Below are 16253 nucleotides of genomic sequence, written 5' to 3'. Positions count from 1 at the left end.
AAAAGGGACGCCGCGGCGTCCCTTTTGCTTGCCTGCCCTTTATGCAAGGGCCTGGCCATGCAGATTATTTTTACTCTTCGTCTGCCATCTGCGACTGCAGGTAATTCTGCAGGCCCACTTTTTCTATCAGGTCCAGCTGGGTTTCCAGCCAGTCTATGTGCTCTTCGGTGTCGTCCAGGATCTCGCGGAAGATTTCGCGCGATACATAGTCGCCCACCGCTTCGCAGGTAGCGATGCCTTCAGTCACTGTCTTGTGCGCTGCTGTTTCCAGGCTCAGGTCGCATCGCAGCATCTCGCTGGTGTCTTCGCCTATCATCAGCTTGTGCAGCGCCTGCAGGTTAGGCAGGCCGTCCAGCATCAGGATGCGGTTGATCAGCTTGTCGGCATGCTTCATCTCGCCGATGGATTCTTCGTATTCCTTCTTGGCGATCTTTTCGAAGCCCCAATGCTTGTACATCCGCGCGTGCAGGAAATACTGGTTGATGGCGCTCAGCTCATTGGTGAGCTGTGCGTTGAGTAGCTTGATAACTTTGACGTCACCTTTCATGGGAGCCTCTTATGGAAATGGGTGTTGAGAATCAGCTGGCGGCTACGTGTGAAACTCGGCGGTGCGATGGAATGCGTACGCCGGCTTATCCGAGTTCTGGCTTGCTATGAGTGTGTACTGCGCTTGTGAACATGATAGTACAGATGCGCGCGTAAAAATACGTTTTGGAGAAAATATATTGACAAAACTATATGAAAACGCTAGTGATAATCGTTCCATTTTTCAGTCAATATTTGATGAGGGAAAGCAAGGAAGCGGCGGATGATCAGATGAATTCTGCTATGCTGCTTTTCATGCAAGAAGCGCGCAGGCTGGCCGCTTCACTCCATAAACCACTTGAACAAATGCGGGAACAACACAGCATGCTGCAAAAACTCATCGCCTCTCTCAGTTCACTCAGCCTTTCCCTGTTCCTTTTGTCTTTCCCCGCGCATGCAGCAGATATTGCCATTGGCATGGCCTTCGACGTGACCTCCATGGATCCTCATTACCATCTGATCGGTCCCAACATGAACGTCTCCATGCACGTGTTCGAATTCCTGGTGACGCCCGACCGGGAAAAGGGCAAGCTCGTCCCCGGCCTGGCGGAATCATGGCGCGCGGTGGACGACCTGACCTGGGAGTTCAAGCTGCGCAAGGGAGTCAAGTTCCATGACGGCAGCGAATTCACTTCCGAAGATGTGGCGTACTCTTTCGACCGGCCGGCGACCATCATCAACAGCCCCAGCTCCTTCACGCTGTACACGCGTCAGATCACTGAAAAAATCATCGTCGACAAATACACGATACGCTTCAAGACGGCCAAGCCATACTCGCTGATGGTCAACGACATCAGCAATGTGCTGATCGTTTCCAAGAAAGCGAGCACCGGCCTGACGACGGAAGACTTCAATACGGGCAAGGGCATGATAGGTACGGGGCCGTACAAATTCGTGCAATGGAAGCGGGGCGACCGCGTGGACCTGGTGCGCAACGACAGCTACTGGGGCAAGCGCCCGCAATGGGACAAGGTCAGCCTGCGCATGCTGACCACGCCATCGGCGCGTGTTGCTGCCTTGCTGGCGGGAGACGTACAGGTCATAGAGGGCGTGCCGCCGGCTGACCTGACGCAGCTGAAGGCTAATCCGGATGTCAGCATGTTCAGCACCGTATCCAACCGCTTGATCTTCCTGGAAGTGGATCAGTACCGCGACAAGTCGCCCTACGTCACCGACAAGAATGGCAAGCCGCTGGACAAGAATCCGCTGAAAGACCTGCGCGTGCGCCAGGCCATTTCCAGGGCCATCAACCGCGCTGCCATTGTCAGCCGTGTCATGGAGGGCAATGCCGTTGCGACAGGGCAGTTGATGCCTGCCGGTTATTTCGGCGGCCTGCCTGATGCCAAGGTGGAAGCCGCTGACATGGCTTCTGCCAAAAAACTGCTGGCGGACGCCGGCTACCCGGACGGCTTCGGCCTCACCATCCATGGCCCCAGCGACCGGTATGTCAACGATGCCAAAATCATCCAGACCGTAGCGCAGATGTTGACCCGCATAGGTATCGTTACCAAAGTGGAAGCGTTGCCGGCATCGGTCTATTTCAGCCGCCTGTCCAAGCAGGAATTCAGCATGATGCTGCTAGGCTGGGGCGGCGGCGCCGGCCATGTATCGACCTTCGTGAAATCCATGCTGACGACCTACAACACGGACAGGGGCTGGGGTACCGGCAATTACGGGCGCTATAGCAATCCCAGGATAGACACGTTGACCGAGCAGGCTTATGCCACGCTGGACAGCGGCAAGCAGGAAAAATTATGGCAGCAGGCCAGCCAGATCGGCCTGACCGAATTCGGGCTGATTCCGCTGCATCATCAGGTCAATGTATGGGCAGCGCGCAAGGGTTATGTATATTTCCCGCGTACCGATGAGCGGACGCTGGCGATGGAAGTAAGCGCGAAGTGAGACTTGGTGGGAACCAACTCAATATTTACGATTTGGCTTTAATAGCATTCGAATTGAAGTCCGATTTTTAGTTTGCCATTTTAGGAATTCGTCATGGAAAATGCGTTTAGAGCAGCGGTGCAAAATATTGCCAGACACGGTGATACAGACGTTTTTCCGTTTCCAATTGAAAATCACGTTTTCTTTGATAAAACTGAAGCGGTTGTTGCTCTCCTTCAGGATATACATAAAAATCTTAACCAAGCAATTGCTGACTATCCTCCGGTCGCAGAAGGGATGCTAGCAACAGTAGGGTATACCGGTTTTCGATGGGCAACCCAAATTGACCCACTTTGGAATGCATATTTTCTGGCGCTGGTAATTTCGGCGGGACAATCTATTGAGGATGCGCGCCTCCCTATTTCGAGGGGTAATGTATTTTCGTATCGATTCAAATGGAACGAAGAGGAAAAAACAATTTTTGATAAAACGCTTGGGTGGGTCCAATTTCAACAAGAATCAGTAAAGCGGGCTCGCAATGCAAAATATGTACTTGTTTGCGACATCTCAGATTTTTACCCGCGTATTTATCATCATAGGCTTGAAAATGCTCTTCAGAAAGCTACTGGCAACCTAGATATTTGTTCACGAATTATGAAATTGCTGATGCAGTTTTCTAATAATGTTTCTTATGGATTACCCGTAGGCGGGCCTGCCGCAAGACTTTTGAGTGAATTACTGCTGAATCGAGTTGATCGTTTACTTGTGACAAACGGTATTAATTTTTGCCGTTTTGCTGACGATTATCACGTGTTCGCTGAATCAGCAGAGCAGGCATATCGTTACCTAGTATTTATTAGCGAAAAATTACAAGCAAACGAAGGTTTGCTTCTTCAAAAAGCAAAAACAAGAGTCATGTCAGTCGATGAATTTTTGGCGACATCTGAGTTTGCGGAAGAAAATGAGGCTGAAGGCGAAGAAGAATCGATTAGCAGAAATTTTCTACGCCTTCGTCTTCATTTTGACCCATATTCGCAAACGGCAGAAAAAGACTATGAACTACTCAAAGATGAGATAGTGAAATTTGACATAGTTGGAATGTTAGGGCGTGAAATGCGAAAAAGTCGGGTCCATCAATCCTTAGCTAGAAAGCTTATTGGGGCACTTCGCTTATTGGAATCAGCTCAGCGTGACTCCGCAATAATTTCGTTGATGGAAAATCTTACTGTCCTTTATCCTGTGTATCCAAGCATCATGCTTCTTCTGAAAGGGGTAATTTTGGAAATGAACGAAGATTCTGCCAAGCGAATATTTCGTCGTTTACGTGAATTAATTACAGCTGAATCATATATTGTGCAGGTACCTACTCACTTAGCATTTTCGGTGAGAGTACTTGCACAAGATAAATCCGAAGAGGCCGACGAGGTGCTTGCTGGAATATATGAGAAAACTCGAAGTAGTGCTGTTCGTCGCGACGTTATTCTTGCGATGGCAAAAAAGAACGCAGATTTTTGGGTGTCTGATATAAGGAAAAATTTTAAAACTGTTACGGAGTGGGAAAGAACAGCTTTGTTAATCGGATCCTTTATTTTGGGTGATGAGGGTGAACATTGGCGGAAATCGATTAAAAATGCGCTTACACCTATGCAAAAACTTGTTCTTGAATGGGCTAGCGAACGGGAAAAATCAGGCAACAAAGAGGTGCCGGTGTGATATCGGAACGAAAATTAGTGTCTTCGCACTCTTCATTCTGGAGGATTGCGATGCCAATGGGCGAGGCATTTGTGCGCGCGATGAATGTCGACCTAGAAAGATTTTCGCTTCCTCGTCCTACCATCTTTAAGGGCGCTCGCAATGCATTGATTAGTGAGCTTTCATTTCGACTCTACACAAATTTTTTGAGTAATGGCTTGTCATTAGATGATGAGCTAATAGAGTCTGCTGCAGTGAAGTCATTAGCAAATGAGGTGCATATTTACATATCGCGATTAGAGCAATCATCGTCACTGTTGTTGATGGAAAAAGCGGAGGTGCTTGAAGCATTCGACCTCGCAAAGCGATTACGTGATTTTATACGGGATACTAATCCAAGAGACGCTGTTGAAATGCACCCGAAATTTACCGGATGCGGCATTCTAGACGACTGCGAGGGGGACATTCTCGTCGGTAAAACTTTATATGAGCTAAAAAATGTTGAGCGAGACTTTAGATTGGCTGACATTCGCCAACTGCTTTGTTACTGCGCCCTTAATTTTGCTTCGGGAAAATATGAAATAGATACGCTCGGCCTTGTCAATCCGCGAGCAGGTTTATATTACCGAGTTGGGTTGAATGCACTGTCGTTTGCGGTTTCGGGTGGGCCCGCTATAGAGCTATTGTCAGATGTTATTCGCTACGTCTCTATGGATACCCCCTCAAGATGATCGGCTGACTTACAGGAAAATATAAATATCTGGAAGGTTTTTTTGACGTGGACGTGCTAATAGATTCTGTGGAGGATCAATTGCTCAAGCGTTGAATATTCACTTTCAATAAGTTGTATGGGGCTTTGTGCGTGGTTGATATCGATGATCTATTTAGATTGTCATATCAACGGAGTAGACTTATATGTCACAAAAAAAAGAGCGTCACTTGCTCCTCTTTTTTGCCTTTGAATGATTGTTAGCTATTCAAATCAAACGTAAATACACCTACCGTCCAGAAAGTCAGCGCCTTGCCGTCTTCGATATACGGCTTGAACAAGGCGCGCATCAGTGCCTGTTTGGCAGCGTCGTCCAAACGTGAAAAGCCTGAGGATTTTTCGATTTCCACTTTTTCAGCGCGGCCTTTTTCATTCACCAGCACGCGCAGCGCGACCTTGCCGGCTTCGCCCATGCGGCGGGAGATGGCTGGATATTCCAGTTTTGGCGCTTGTAGGTATTCGATGCCGGATATGGTTTTCGGCGGGGCCGGTGTGGCCGGCGCAGCTTGCTGTACCGTGGCGGGGGCGGCGGCTTCCTGGTGATGCGCAACAGGCGGCGTTTCTGTCTGCGTAATGACTATCGCGTTTTCTGCCGGCGCCTTATTTATGATGGGTACCACCGGCACCGGCACGGCTGCCTGCCTGGTCACGGGAATGAGTTTGGGCGCGGGTTTGGGTGTTGCCGGTTTTTCCGGTTCCTGCGCTACCAGGCTGATGAATATTTCTTTCGGCAGCGCCTGCGTGACATGCCGCAGCAACCCGTTCTGCAGCGCATAGATCAGGCCCAGATGCGCCAGCACGGTGACGATCAGCGAACCGGAGCGGCGGACCTTTTCAAGCAGCGCAAACGGCAGCTCGAAGGACATGGTAGGTGCGGCAGTTTGCATGGTGCTTACGCGGCCAGCGCATTGGAATGGAAATGTACCTGATGGATATGTGCCGGCATGGCTTTATCCATGCAGTCGCGCAGTATGCTTTTGGCGCAGCTTGCGCATTTGCCGCAGCAGGTGCCTACATCCAGATTAGCGCGCAGTTCGGCCATGGTCGTCATGCCGGATTCAACGGCATTGCGGACCTTCTTTTCAGAAACATTGTTGCAAACACAGACAATCATGTCATACCTTCAGAATTGGCTATCAATCAGCTGTAAAGTTCTTCAATTCACCCGCGCACCTGTTACCAGGCGTGTGAGTAAATTGAATTTCCCCTGTTGGGGCAAAGTTCGTTCTACTACGATGGCCCACTGCTCAGACAATTGCTGGCAGGTTGCCCTTAATACCGGCGCCAGATCCGGCAGGTCTGCCAGGATCTTCAGGTGCCGCTCTATCACCGAGGCCAGCTTGACGCAGGCACTGTGGTCTCCGCTCTCTGCATTGTTAACCGTGTAATGCGACATCAGGTGCAGTACCGCTGAGACCAGGAGCTCAGGCTGTGCAGGCACGCTGCCTGGCTCAAAAAATTCTGGATTGCTGCTAGCCATCAAACTCTCCTTATCGAATGGTTTGGCTCGCGCACTCCTGCCTGTGCAACAAGGCTGGGGCAACGCTGGCTAGGAAATGTCAACATCGTGATCCCGGCTTGCTCAGGCAGTCAGGATCAGTTTGTTCAGTTGCGTGATGCGCAGGCGATAGATACGGCCTTCATGGTCGATTTCCACTTCCCGCATCTGGCGCATCAGTTCGCGGCTTTTCAGGCGAACGACAGGAGTGCCATCTGCACTTTTGGTAGACAAGCCCACGACGCTACGTGCTTCTGGGTGTACTTCCGGTGACGTGCTTTGAGTCATTTTATTTCTCCTGTAATCTAAACGAGAACAATTCTTATTTAGATTATTGTATATTCTGCGGAAATTTGCAAGTCTTTTTGCTGTATGTCACAAAGGTTTTTGCGACTTGCTTCCAAGAAGATGATTTGAGCCAACAAAATCGCCGGGGCGGAGTCAAAAAATGCCTGAAAACAAGGACTTAAGGAGGAAGGGATAGGGCGGGGCGGCATAAGAAAAACGGGCCTGCAGCAGATGCTGGCAGGCCCGTCGAGGGGTATTACCGGGTAATACGGAGCAGAGGAGGATCAGGCCGCGACGGCGACCTGCTCGGCAGCCACAGTCTCGTCATCATCCACCGATGAACGGATCAGGTAGTCAAATGCACTCAGCGAGGCTTTTGCACCTTCGCCTACCGCAATGACGATCTGCTTGAACGGCACTGTAGTGACATCGCCGGCTGCAAACACGCCGGGGATGGAAGTCTGGCCCTTGGCATCGACTTCAATTTCACCGTGGCGCGACAACGCCAGCGTGCCTTTCAGCCATTCGGTATTCGGTACCAGGCCGATCTGCACGAACACGCCTTCCAGTTCCACTTTCTTCGCTTCGCCGGATTTCAGGTCTTTATATGTCAGGCCATTGACCTTGGCGCCGTCACCGTGGATTTCCGTTGTTTGTGCCGACGTGATGACGACCACGTTAGACAGGCTGTGCAGCTTGCGTTGCAGGACCGCATCAGCACGCAGCTCTGCGCCGAATTCGATCAGGGTCACATGGCTTACTACGCCTGCGAGGTCGATAGCAGCTTCCACGCCGGAATTGCCGCCGCCGATGACTGCGACGCGCTTCCCTTTAAACAGCGGGCCGTCGCAATGCGGGCAGTAGGCAACGCCATGGTTGCGGTATTCCTTCTCGCCAGGCACATTGATTTCACGCCAGCGCGCGCCCGTTGCCAGTACGATGCTCTTGGCCTTCAGTGTAGCGCCGCTGGCGGTCTTCACTTCCAGCAGCTTGCCGGGCACCAATGCATCCGCGCGCTGCAGATTCATGATGTCGACTTCATAAGTTTTCACATGCTGTTCCAGTGCGGTCGCAAATTTAGGGCCTTCGGTTTCCTGCACCGAGACAAAATTCTCAATTGCCAGCGTATCCAGTACCTGGCCGCCGAAACGTTCAGCCAGCACGCCGGTGCGGATGCCCTTGCGGGCGGCGTAGATGGCTGCCGCAGCGCCGGCAGGGCCGCCGCCGACGATCAGCACATCGAACACTTCTTTTTTGCTCAGTTCTGCGGCCTTGCGGCTGCCGGCGTTGCTGTCCAGCTTGGCAAGGATTTCTTCCACGCCGGAGCGGCCTTGGCCGAATACTTCACCGTTCATATAGATGGTCGGCACTGCCATGATCTGGCGTTTTTCCACTTCATCCTGGAACAGGGCGCCGTCTATCGTTACCTGGCGGATGCGTGGGTTGATGATGGACATCACGTTCAGCGCCTGTACGACTTCCGGGCAATTCTGGCAGGACAGGGAAATATAAGTCTCAAACTGGTAATCACCATCCAGGTTGCGGATCTGCTCGATCACCGCATCATCCAGCTTGATTGGGTGGCCGCCCACCTGCAGCAGTGCCAGTACCAGCGATGTAAATTCATGGCCCATGGGGATGCCGGCAAAGCGCACGCCGACATCGGTGCCTGGGCGGCTAATGCTGAATGAAGGCTTGCGTTCTGTGTCATCGGTGCGCTCTACCAGCGCAATGCGGTTGGACAGGGAAGTGATTTCTTCCAGCAGCGACTTCAGTTCACGGGATTTCTCGCCACCATCAAGGGACGCAACGATCTCAATCGGCTGCGTGACCTTTTCCAGATAGGTTTTCAACTGGGTTTTGAGATTTGCATCTAACATGATTGCGGCTTTCATAACAGGGTTTGCATATTTTTGAGCGCAGCACGCCAATGCGCGCTGCGCCACGAACTGCTTTAAGGAATTTCCAGCTTAAACCTGTTCAATATCTGTAGCGAGCGGTCGTCAGCGGGGTGAAGAGCAGCGCAAAAAGCGGAACGTACTTGAGTACGTGAGCATTTTGAGCAGCGCATGAATCCCCGATCACGTCCGCGCAGTAAGATATTGGGCAGGTTTTAGATCTTGCCTACCAGGTCCAGAGATGGCGTCAATGTTTCTGCGCCTTCTGTCCATTTAGCTGGGCAAACTTCGCCTGGGTGGGATGCAACGTACTGGGCAGCTTTTACCTTGCGCAGCAGTTCGGATGCATCGCGGCCGATACCGTTGTCATGCACTTCCAGGATCTTGATTTTGCCTTCTGGATTGATGACGAAAGTGCCGCGCAGTGCCAGACCTTCTTCTTCGATCAACACTTCAAAGTTGCGAGCCAGTGTTGCTGTTGGGTCGCCAACCAGTGCGTATTGCACTTTTTTGATCGCGTCGGAAGTGTCGTGCCATGCTTTGTGCGCGAAATGCGTGTCTGTGGAAACGCCATAGACTTCAACGCCCATTTTTTGGAATTCAGCGTAGTTGTTCGCCAGATCTTCCAGTTCTGTTGGGCAGACGAAAGTGAAGTCAGCTGGGTAAAACACGACAACAGACCATTTGCCTTTCAATGTTTCATCGCTAACGTCGATGAATTTTCCGTTTTGGTAAGCGGTCGCTTTAAATGGCTTGATTTGGGTATTGATAAGAGACATCGTCATTTCCTCGTGAGGGTTGATAAATTCATATATGAGACCGTAGTGTAGGCCAACGGTGATCATTTGTAGAGTTAATTATATTTATATTTGCAATTGATTTTAACTATCGATGACAGTTCAGTGACCGCATGCATTTCAGGCAAGAACAGCCGCTGCCTGATTGCCTAAATATCCATTAATCTCTGATGCAGATGGCGGCACAAGCCCCGGAATGCAAGCAAAAACGGAGGGGCGATGCACCGGAGCGCCTAAAATGAAAGCGCCCCCGCACAGTATACTGGCAGGAGCGCGGGCTTTGCTGGCGGCAGTTAATTTTTGCTATGCATAGTTATTTACCGCTACTGCTTCCACTGCCGATATTCAGGAAAGGTATCGCACCGCCCGTGGTGGTTGGCAGCCGGCCATCCCATTTTTCGATCGCCTTGGCCTGGTTTTCGGTTTCCCGCAGGCGCAGCAGTTCCGGGGTTACCTGCTGGCGCTGCAAGGCCAGTGCATCTGCTTCCGCCCTGGCGCGCGACACTTTCTGCTTGGCTTCTACCTCTATCCTTTGCAGGTCGCGTTCCGCCTTCATTTTTAGCTGGTCGGCAGTGGTCTTCGCTTCAATCGCCTCATTGAACGTCTTGCTGAAGTTGAAATTGACGATGGAGAACTCATCCACCACCAGACCATGTCTTGCCATCCGCTCACGCAGCGCCAGCACAATCTCATCCCGTACCTGAGAGCGGCGGGAGATCAGTTCTTCCGCAGTAAACCTGGCTGTCACGGCCTTCACCGCTTCTTGCACGCTGGGGATGATGATGCGCTCGCCGGGTTCGTTGCCGAGGTCGCGATAGACCGACACCACGGACTCCGGCCGTACGTGATAGTTGATCGCGACGCGGGTATGCACGGTCTGCAAGTCCTTGGAGGCGGCGTCGCCTTCTCCTTCGCCCTTCTGTATGGATACCGGCACCAGGTGCAGGCTTTGCGCGATAGGCCAGCGGAAGTGGATACCCTCGGAATACACCTCGGCCGACGGGCTGCCGAAGGTTGTCATCACACCGCGGTTACCCGCCGGTACCGTGGCAAACGGCGCCAGCGCCACCAGCAGCACGATGACGACGGCACCGGCAATCAGTTTGGAAACGTTTTGCATCTTCAATTCCTTGTTTTCATTGTAGACAGATACAGCGGATGGTCATCGCCCCTTCGGCAGAAGGGGTAATGAATGGAAGGAAGTATAGATGTGCTGAAGGAAAGATTCAGCGGTAAAGCGAGGTTCAATTCACCACTGTAGAAAAGATAGGAGGGGAGGGCTGCTCGCAAGACCCGCGCAGAAAATGCCAGCGCGGGCTTGCTCCGCCAGGCGCGGCATGCCGGAACGGTACGGGTTGCTTCAGCCCCGGTCTGAATCCGCCGCTTCGTCCACGTCGACGCTGGCCGGCCTGCGCTGTTGTGATACCGGGTCCTGGTACATCCACGGCAGCATGAACTCCATCATTTCCGATGCGGAGTTGACTGGCGATTTGGCCTGGTGCGCGACTGCGCTGCATACTGCCTCGATCAGGCACAGCGCCGCCGCTTCCGAGTTCGGCGACAACTGCCTGCGCGTCTGCGCATACAGGGTCACGTTGGCCAGCGAGGCCAGTGGCGAACTGGGCGCATCCGTTAATGCCAGGATGGGCACGCCCTTATCGCGCACCCGGTGCAGGATGGTGACTACGTCTTCCGCGTAGCGCGGGAAGGACAGGGCAATCACCAAATCCTTGGGCGTGTATTTAAACAGCTGCCGCGCCGCGTGCGAAGGGCCGCCTGAACCCACCGTGCATTGTATGGTGTCGCAGAACGGCTCCAGGCTATGCATCATCAGGCCACCGAGGAAAGCGCTGGCGCCGTAGCCGACGATATAGATACGTTCCGCATTGAGGATCATGCGGACAGCCTGGCTGCACAGTTCGGGCACCAGGCCACGCCGTGTGGCATCGAGGTTATTGATGTCTTCATTCAGCGCCGAAGCGATTACCTCTATGCTGGTGGCAGGGCGCTGCACCTCAGTGCGCAGCTTGTCGATGGGCGCCAACATCGCTTCAAAACCGTAAACCAGTTCGGCACGGAATTGCGGATAGCCTTCAAAACCCAGCGCCCGCGCAAAGCGGTTGGCTGTGGCGACCGAGATGCCGACCGCATTTGCCAGTTCATCGATGGACATCGTTGCCGAACGGAAAACGTTGGACAGCACGTAATCAGCCGCTTTGCGATGCGCCTTCGACAAATTCATATATACCTTGCCAATGCGGGCATTGACTGTACCGCCAACTGCTTGAAGATCGGGACGATTCATGATGGCCAGGTATTTTCGGTGGTAGAAAAATGTAAATATAATTTCATACAACTCAATTGTAAAGAAATGGATCAGGTCAGAATTTGCAAAAAAACGGACACTTGCCGGGTTTGCGGACGTCCGCGTTACTGCCGCAACAAACTTGAACCTGCAGGGTAAGCAAACATCTTCAAGTTTTAATTTTGAAATAGCGTTTATTTGCGCAATTCTGTTTGCAATTCACAGGATAAACGCCGGCTTAAGGTGAGAAGTCCGTCAGGGCACTCGCGCTCGCTGAAAAGCTAGAGCAAAAACCGGGCCCGGCTAGGCGGTTTACTGCAGGCAATGGAAAGAGTCTGCTTGGGCCACCGGCCAGTAGGTGGCAAATACTTCGGGCAGATAGGCCGGCTGTTTGCCGTCCAGCAGGTCGCCCGGCTCCAGATAAGGCAGCAGGCTGGAGACCAGCTTGACCTGGTTCGGCGATACGCGGCGCACCAGATGGCGCGGTTTCAGTTCGCTAGGGTGATGCAGGCCCGCGGCCTCTATCAGTTCCTGCAGCGCTTTCAGCGTGTTCTGATGGAAATGCGCAACGCGTTCGGCCTTGTCGGGAATGAACAGCGCCCTTTGCCGTGACGGATCCTGCGTTGCAACGCCGGTAGGGCATTTGCCGGTATGGCAGCTTTGCGACTGGATGCAGCCCAGTGCAAACATGAAACCGCGCGCGGAGTTGCACCAGTCGGCACCCAGCGCCAGCGTACGTGCAATGTCGAACGCGGTAATGATCTTGCCGGAAGCGCCTATCTTGACCTTGTCGCGCAGATTGACGCCGACCAGCGTGTTGTGCACCAGCAGCAGCGCCTCCTGTAACGGCGCGCCGACGTGGTCGGTAAATTCCACCGGCGCTGCACCGGTGCCGCCTTCGCTGCCGTCAACGACGATGAAGTCCGGCGTGATGCCGGTTTTCAGCATGGCCTTGGCGATGCCGAAGAATTCCCATGGATGGCCTATCGCCAGCTTGAAGCCGGTCGGCTTGCCGCCGGACAGCGTGCGCAGCTTGTCGACAAATTGCAGCAGGCCTTCCGGTGAAGAGAAGGCAGAATGCCCGGAGGGAGATACGCAATCGACGCCCGGCTCCACGCCGCGCGCCTCCGCAATTTCAAATGTAACTTTTGCGCCCGGCAGCAGGCCCCCGTGGCCGGGCTTGGCGCCCTGCGACAGTTTGACTTCGATCATCTTCACCTGCGGCAGTGTGGCGCTGGCGGTAAAACGCTCTTCGGAAAAGCTGCCGTCGGCATTGCGGCAGCCGAAATAGCCGGAACCAATTTCCCACACCAGATCGCCGCCGGCATCTTTGCTGTCTTCGGGCCGGTGATAGCGGCTGATGCTGCCTTCGCCGGTATCGTGCATGAAACCGCCTTTCTGCGCACCCTGGTTCAGGGCGCGTATGGCATTGGCCGACAGCGCACCAAAACTCATCGCCGAGATATTGAACACACTGGCCGAATACGGCTGCGCCCGTCCTTCGCCGATGGTGATGCGGAAATCGTGCGTGTGGACGGTACTGGGGCTGATCGAATGATTAATCCATTCATAGCCGGATTCATAGACGTCCAGCTGGGTGCCGAAAGGGCGCTTGTCCAGTTCCTGCTTGGCCCGCTGGTAAACAATGGAGCGCTGGTTGCGGGAGAAAGGATTGGCTGCGGTGTCTTCTTCGAGGAAGTACTGGCGTATCTCCGGCCGTATATATTCGAAGAAAAAGCGGAAGTTGGCCAGGATGGGGTAGTTGCGCAGGATGGAACGCTTGGTCTGCCGTAGATCACTGATGCCGACGATGGTCAGCGCGCCGGACGCCAACACCAGCCACCAGCCGCGGTCGAGGATCAGCGCCAGCGAAAAGGACAGTAGGAAAACGAAGCCGGAAAGAACCAGGGTAAGGTAACGCGCGTTTAGCATCTTGCTCCTCCATTGATTTGGGGAGCAGTGTACAGGCGAAGCCTGGAATGCGAAACAGGAACATGGCATCGAAAGCAATGTCCCTGTGGTGCTGTTGTTGGGGCGTTACAGCATCACGCTCTTAGGTCTGTTATACCCGTGTATATCCGGTGGCTGGAAGCCGCCTATTATTCTGCAGCGCGGTCGGCGGAACTGATGATGCCGCCGCCCAGGCAGATGTCGCCGTCGTACAGCACAGCGGACTGGCCAGGTGTCACGGCCCATTGCGGCACGTCGAAAGCCAGGTTGAAGCTACCGGCCTGGCTGGTGTCGATGGCGCAGGCGATGTCGGCCTGGCGATAGCGCGTCTTGGCCGACAGGCTTTCCTTTTCCGGCGCATAACCGGCGACCCAGCTGTTTTGCCCGGCTTCCAGTGCAGACGACAGCAGCCATGGATGGTCATGGCCCTGCACGACGTACAGCCTGTTCTGCTCCACATCTTTCTTCGCCACATACCAGGCGTCGCTGCTGCCGTCGGCTTTCTGGTGCGACTTGATGCCGCCTATGCCTATGCCCTTGCGCTGGCCCAGCGTATAAAAACTCAGGCCCACGTGTTCGCCGACGATTTCGCCTTCAGGCGTCATCATCGCGCCCGGCTGGTAGGACAAGTAGCGGTTCAGAAATTCGCGGAAAGGGCGTTCGCCGATGAAGCAGATGCCGGTGGAATCTTTCTTCGCCGCGTTCGGCAGCTTCAGCTGCTCGGCAATCTTGCGCACTTCCGTTTTCTGGATTTCTCCCAGCGGAAACAAGGTTTTAGACAATTGCGCCTGGTTCAGCCGGTGCAGGAAATAGCTCTGGTCCTTGCTGGCATCCAGCGCCTTCAGCAACTGGAACTCGCCGTTCACTTCACGCACGCGCGCATAGTGGCCGGTGGCGATATAGTCGGCGCCGAGCTTCATCGCATGGTCGAGGAAGGCTTTGAACTTGATTTCGGCATTGCACAGCACGTCCGGATTCGGCGTGCGGCCAGCCTGGTATTCGCGCAGAAATTCTGCAAATACCCGGTCTTTGTATTCGGCGGCAAAGTTGACTGCCTCGATATCCACATCGACGACGTCAGCCACGCTGGCGGCATCTATCCAGTCCTGGCGCGTGGAACAGTATTCGGAATCGTCATCGTCTTCCCAGTTCTTCATGAACAGGCCGATGACTTCATAACCCTGTTCTTTCAGCAGCCAAGCCGACACTGACGAATCAACGCCGCCGGACATGCCTATCACCACTCTTTTCTTTGCCATGTTATTGCACTCCCTGGCCCAGCGCCGACGGATGGGTATACAGCAGCGACAACGGCGCGCGCTTGCCCAGCAGGTAGTCGTTCACGCATTGCATCACCAGCGGGCTGCGGTGCCGCGCCTGCGACGCCAGCAACTCGTCGTGGCTCATCCACAGCGTGCGCAGGATGCCAGTATCCAGCGGCAGCGCATGCGCCTGCCCCAGTTCGCCGGTAAAGGCGAAGCGCAGGTAGGTGACTTCCAGCCCGGTTTTGGGCGATACGTAGCGCGACAGGTAGGTGCCTATCAATTCCGTGGGGGTGAAATCGTGCGCGGTCTCTTCCAGCGTTTCGCGGATGACGGCCTGCTGCAGCGTTTCATCAGGGTCGAGGTGGCCGGCAGGCTGGTTGATACGCACGCCTTCCGAGGTTTCTTCCTCTATCATCAGGAATTTATGATCGCGGCTGATGATGGCGGCGACGGTGACCGAGGGTTTCCAGATATCTGACATACTTGCTTTCGAATAAGGCGCTATTTTAAGCGATTTCCTGCTTGCTTTCTCCCAACTCCGCCATACGGCGCTGTTGCCGGACCATATTCTTCGGGGACATGGCGTGAAGTGGTATTGCCGATGTGGACAGGCAGCCACACTAAATGGCGCACTTGGGTGTAAATTCAATACGAATTAGCTAATGCGAATTTTGTCTATGTGCTTGCATCTCATTTTGGAGAGGAAAGCGGAAAAGCCGTCCTGCATGCTGCAATAACAGGCAGATGGCGCTCCCTATCTCGCTTTTCCTCAGGATTTGCTGTGCAGGATTTGCTGTCTGTATGCAAGGAATAGACTGAAATTTGCATTAAAATTATCTAAAAAACATAAAAACGAACGGTTGTGCTAAAAAACATTTTGCGTGTAATATCGTTGTTCATAATTAAACGTAAGCTTCTGTAAGAAACGGCCAAGAGGCTGCATCCGGCGATCCCGGTGCCGCAAGCATGGAAAACGAAGTCGATGTATTGTCATCGCCATGCGCCGTCAATAATTAAGAATTAAACCCGGAAGCCTTACGAGGAATAAACAAGGAGCAGATCGATGACAGTCATTGCTGCAAGCAGTCTAAGCTAAGAAATATCTGGCGCCTGCATGCGCGCGCCATCGGGCAGCATCGGGTCACCGGTGCTTTCCCTCCTTATGATCAAGAAGCCAAACGAAGAAGCATAACCAAGGAGCAAACCTATGAAAATCGGCATCCCCGCCGAGACACGGCCGGGCGAGACGCGCGTAGCGGCAACGCCCGAAACCATCAAGAAATACGTTGCGGCCAAACATCAGGTCATCGTGCAGTCCGGCGCCG

The 16253-nt window shown here is 53.5% G+C and carries 15 protein-coding genes and 1 pseudogene; 4 read left to right on the top strand and 12 right to left on the bottom strand.

The genetic code is table 11. The features are described 5' to 3' along the window. Positions 1–70: 70 nt before the first annotated feature. Entirely contained in the window at positions 71–547 is a 477-nt protein-coding gene (gene bfr, locus ACO0LO_RS25050) for a bacterioferritin (protein WP_422968555.1), read from the bottom strand. 362 nt (positions 548–909) lie between these two features. Here bfr and ACO0LO_RS25045 point away from each other — a divergent pair, with 362 nt between their 5' ends. The 3 genes from ACO0LO_RS25045 (at position 910) to ACO0LO_RS25035 (ending at position 4889) form a co-directional block, all read left to right on the top strand. Further along, on the top strand, positions 910–2487 hold the full coding sequence (locus ACO0LO_RS25045; protein WP_422968553.1) for an ABC transporter substrate-binding protein: 1578 nt from the start codon (positions 910–912) through the stop codon (positions 2485–2487). Positions 2488–2580: 93 nt separating this feature from the next. Beyond that, positions 2581–4179: an RNA-directed DNA polymerase gene (locus tag ACO0LO_RS25040; RefSeq protein WP_422968551.1), complete on the top strand. Its 1599-nt coding sequence runs from the start codon at positions 2581–2583 to the stop codon at positions 4177–4179. Positions 4180–4229: 50 nt separating this feature from the next. Beyond that, positions 4230–4889 (top strand): hypothetical protein, encoded by a 660-nt coding sequence (locus ACO0LO_RS25035; protein WP_422968549.1) that lies wholly within the window; start codon positions 4230–4232, stop codon positions 4887–4889. A gap of 238 nt (positions 4890–5127) precedes the next feature. Here the strand turns inward: ACO0LO_RS25035 and ACO0LO_RS25030 are convergent, their stop codons facing one another. The 11 genes from ACO0LO_RS25030 to ACO0LO_RS24980 form a co-directional block, all read right to left on the bottom strand. Continuing rightward, positions 5128–5814, bottom strand: a complete 687-nt coding sequence (locus tag ACO0LO_RS25030; RefSeq protein ID WP_422968547.1) for a TonB family protein — start codon at positions 5812–5814, stop codon at positions 5128–5130. A 5-nt stretch (positions 5815–5819) separates the two neighbouring features. Then, positions 5820–5978 (bottom strand): hypothetical protein, encoded by a 159-nt coding sequence (locus tag ACO0LO_RS25025; protein WP_422968545.1) that lies wholly within the window; start codon positions 5976–5978, stop codon positions 5820–5822. Between the two features lie 105 nt (positions 5979–6083). Further along, entirely contained in the window at positions 6084–6407 is a 324-nt protein-coding gene (locus ACO0LO_RS25020; RefSeq protein ID WP_422968543.1) for a hypothetical protein, read from the bottom strand. A 102-nt stretch (positions 6408–6509) separates the two neighbouring features. After that, positions 6510–6713, bottom strand: coding sequence for a hemin uptake protein HemP (hemP, locus tag ACO0LO_RS25015; protein WP_422968541.1), 204 nt, complete (start codon positions 6711–6713; stop codon positions 6510–6512). A gap of 284 nt (positions 6714–6997) precedes the next feature. After that, positions 6998–8593, bottom strand: a complete 1596-nt coding sequence (gene ahpF / locus ACO0LO_RS25010) for an alkyl hydroperoxide reductase subunit F (RefSeq protein ID WP_422968539.1) — start codon at positions 8591–8593, stop codon at positions 6998–7000. A gap of 233 nt (positions 8594–8826) precedes the next feature. Next, positions 8827–9390 carry an alkyl hydroperoxide reductase subunit C gene (gene ahpC, locus ACO0LO_RS25005; protein WP_422968537.1) on the bottom strand — a complete coding sequence of 188 codons (564 nt, stop codon included), beginning with the start codon at positions 9388–9390 and terminating at the stop codon, positions 8827–8829. A 331-nt stretch (positions 9391–9721) separates the two neighbouring features. Then, entirely contained in the window at positions 9722–10528 is an 807-nt protein-coding gene (locus ACO0LO_RS25000) for a prohibitin family protein (protein ID WP_422968536.1), read from the bottom strand. A gap of 240 nt (positions 10529–10768) precedes the next feature. Then, a complete protein-coding gene (locus ACO0LO_RS24995; protein ID WP_422968534.1) occupies positions 10769–11650 on the bottom strand; it encodes a MurR/RpiR family transcriptional regulator in 882 nt (293 codons plus the stop codon). Positions 11651–12025: 375 nt separating this feature from the next. After that, complete coding sequence (locus ACO0LO_RS24990) at positions 12026–13645, bottom strand: FMN-binding glutamate synthase family protein (RefSeq protein WP_422968532.1); 1620 nt, start codon at positions 13643–13645, stop codon at positions 12026–12028. 167 nt (positions 13646–13812) lie between these two features. Then, a complete protein-coding gene (gene mnmA, locus ACO0LO_RS24985; RefSeq protein ID WP_422968530.1) occupies positions 13813–14922 on the bottom strand; it encodes a tRNA 2-thiouridine(34) synthase MnmA in 1110 nt (369 codons plus the stop codon). A 1-nt stretch (position 14923) separates the two neighbouring features. Next, positions 14924–15409 (bottom strand): NUDIX hydrolase, encoded by a 486-nt coding sequence (locus ACO0LO_RS24980; RefSeq protein WP_422968528.1) that lies wholly within the window; start codon positions 15407–15409, stop codon positions 14924–14926. A gap of 726 nt (positions 15410–16135) precedes the next feature. Between ACO0LO_RS24980 and ACO0LO_RS24975 the strand changes: the two are divergent. Continuing rightward, positions 16136–16253 (top strand): annotated as a pseudogene (locus ACO0LO_RS24975) (NAD(P)(+) transhydrogenase (Re/Si-specific) subunit alpha); the annotation flags it as partial.

It is taken from the genome of Undibacterium sp. TJN25 (genome assembly GCF_049339885.1).
Lineage (GTDB): Bacteria > Pseudomonadota > Gammaproteobacteria > Burkholderiales > Burkholderiaceae_D > Undibacterium.
The sequence above is the reverse complement of the archived record's forward strand: the minus strand, read 5'-3'. Positions and strand labels throughout refer to the sequence as shown.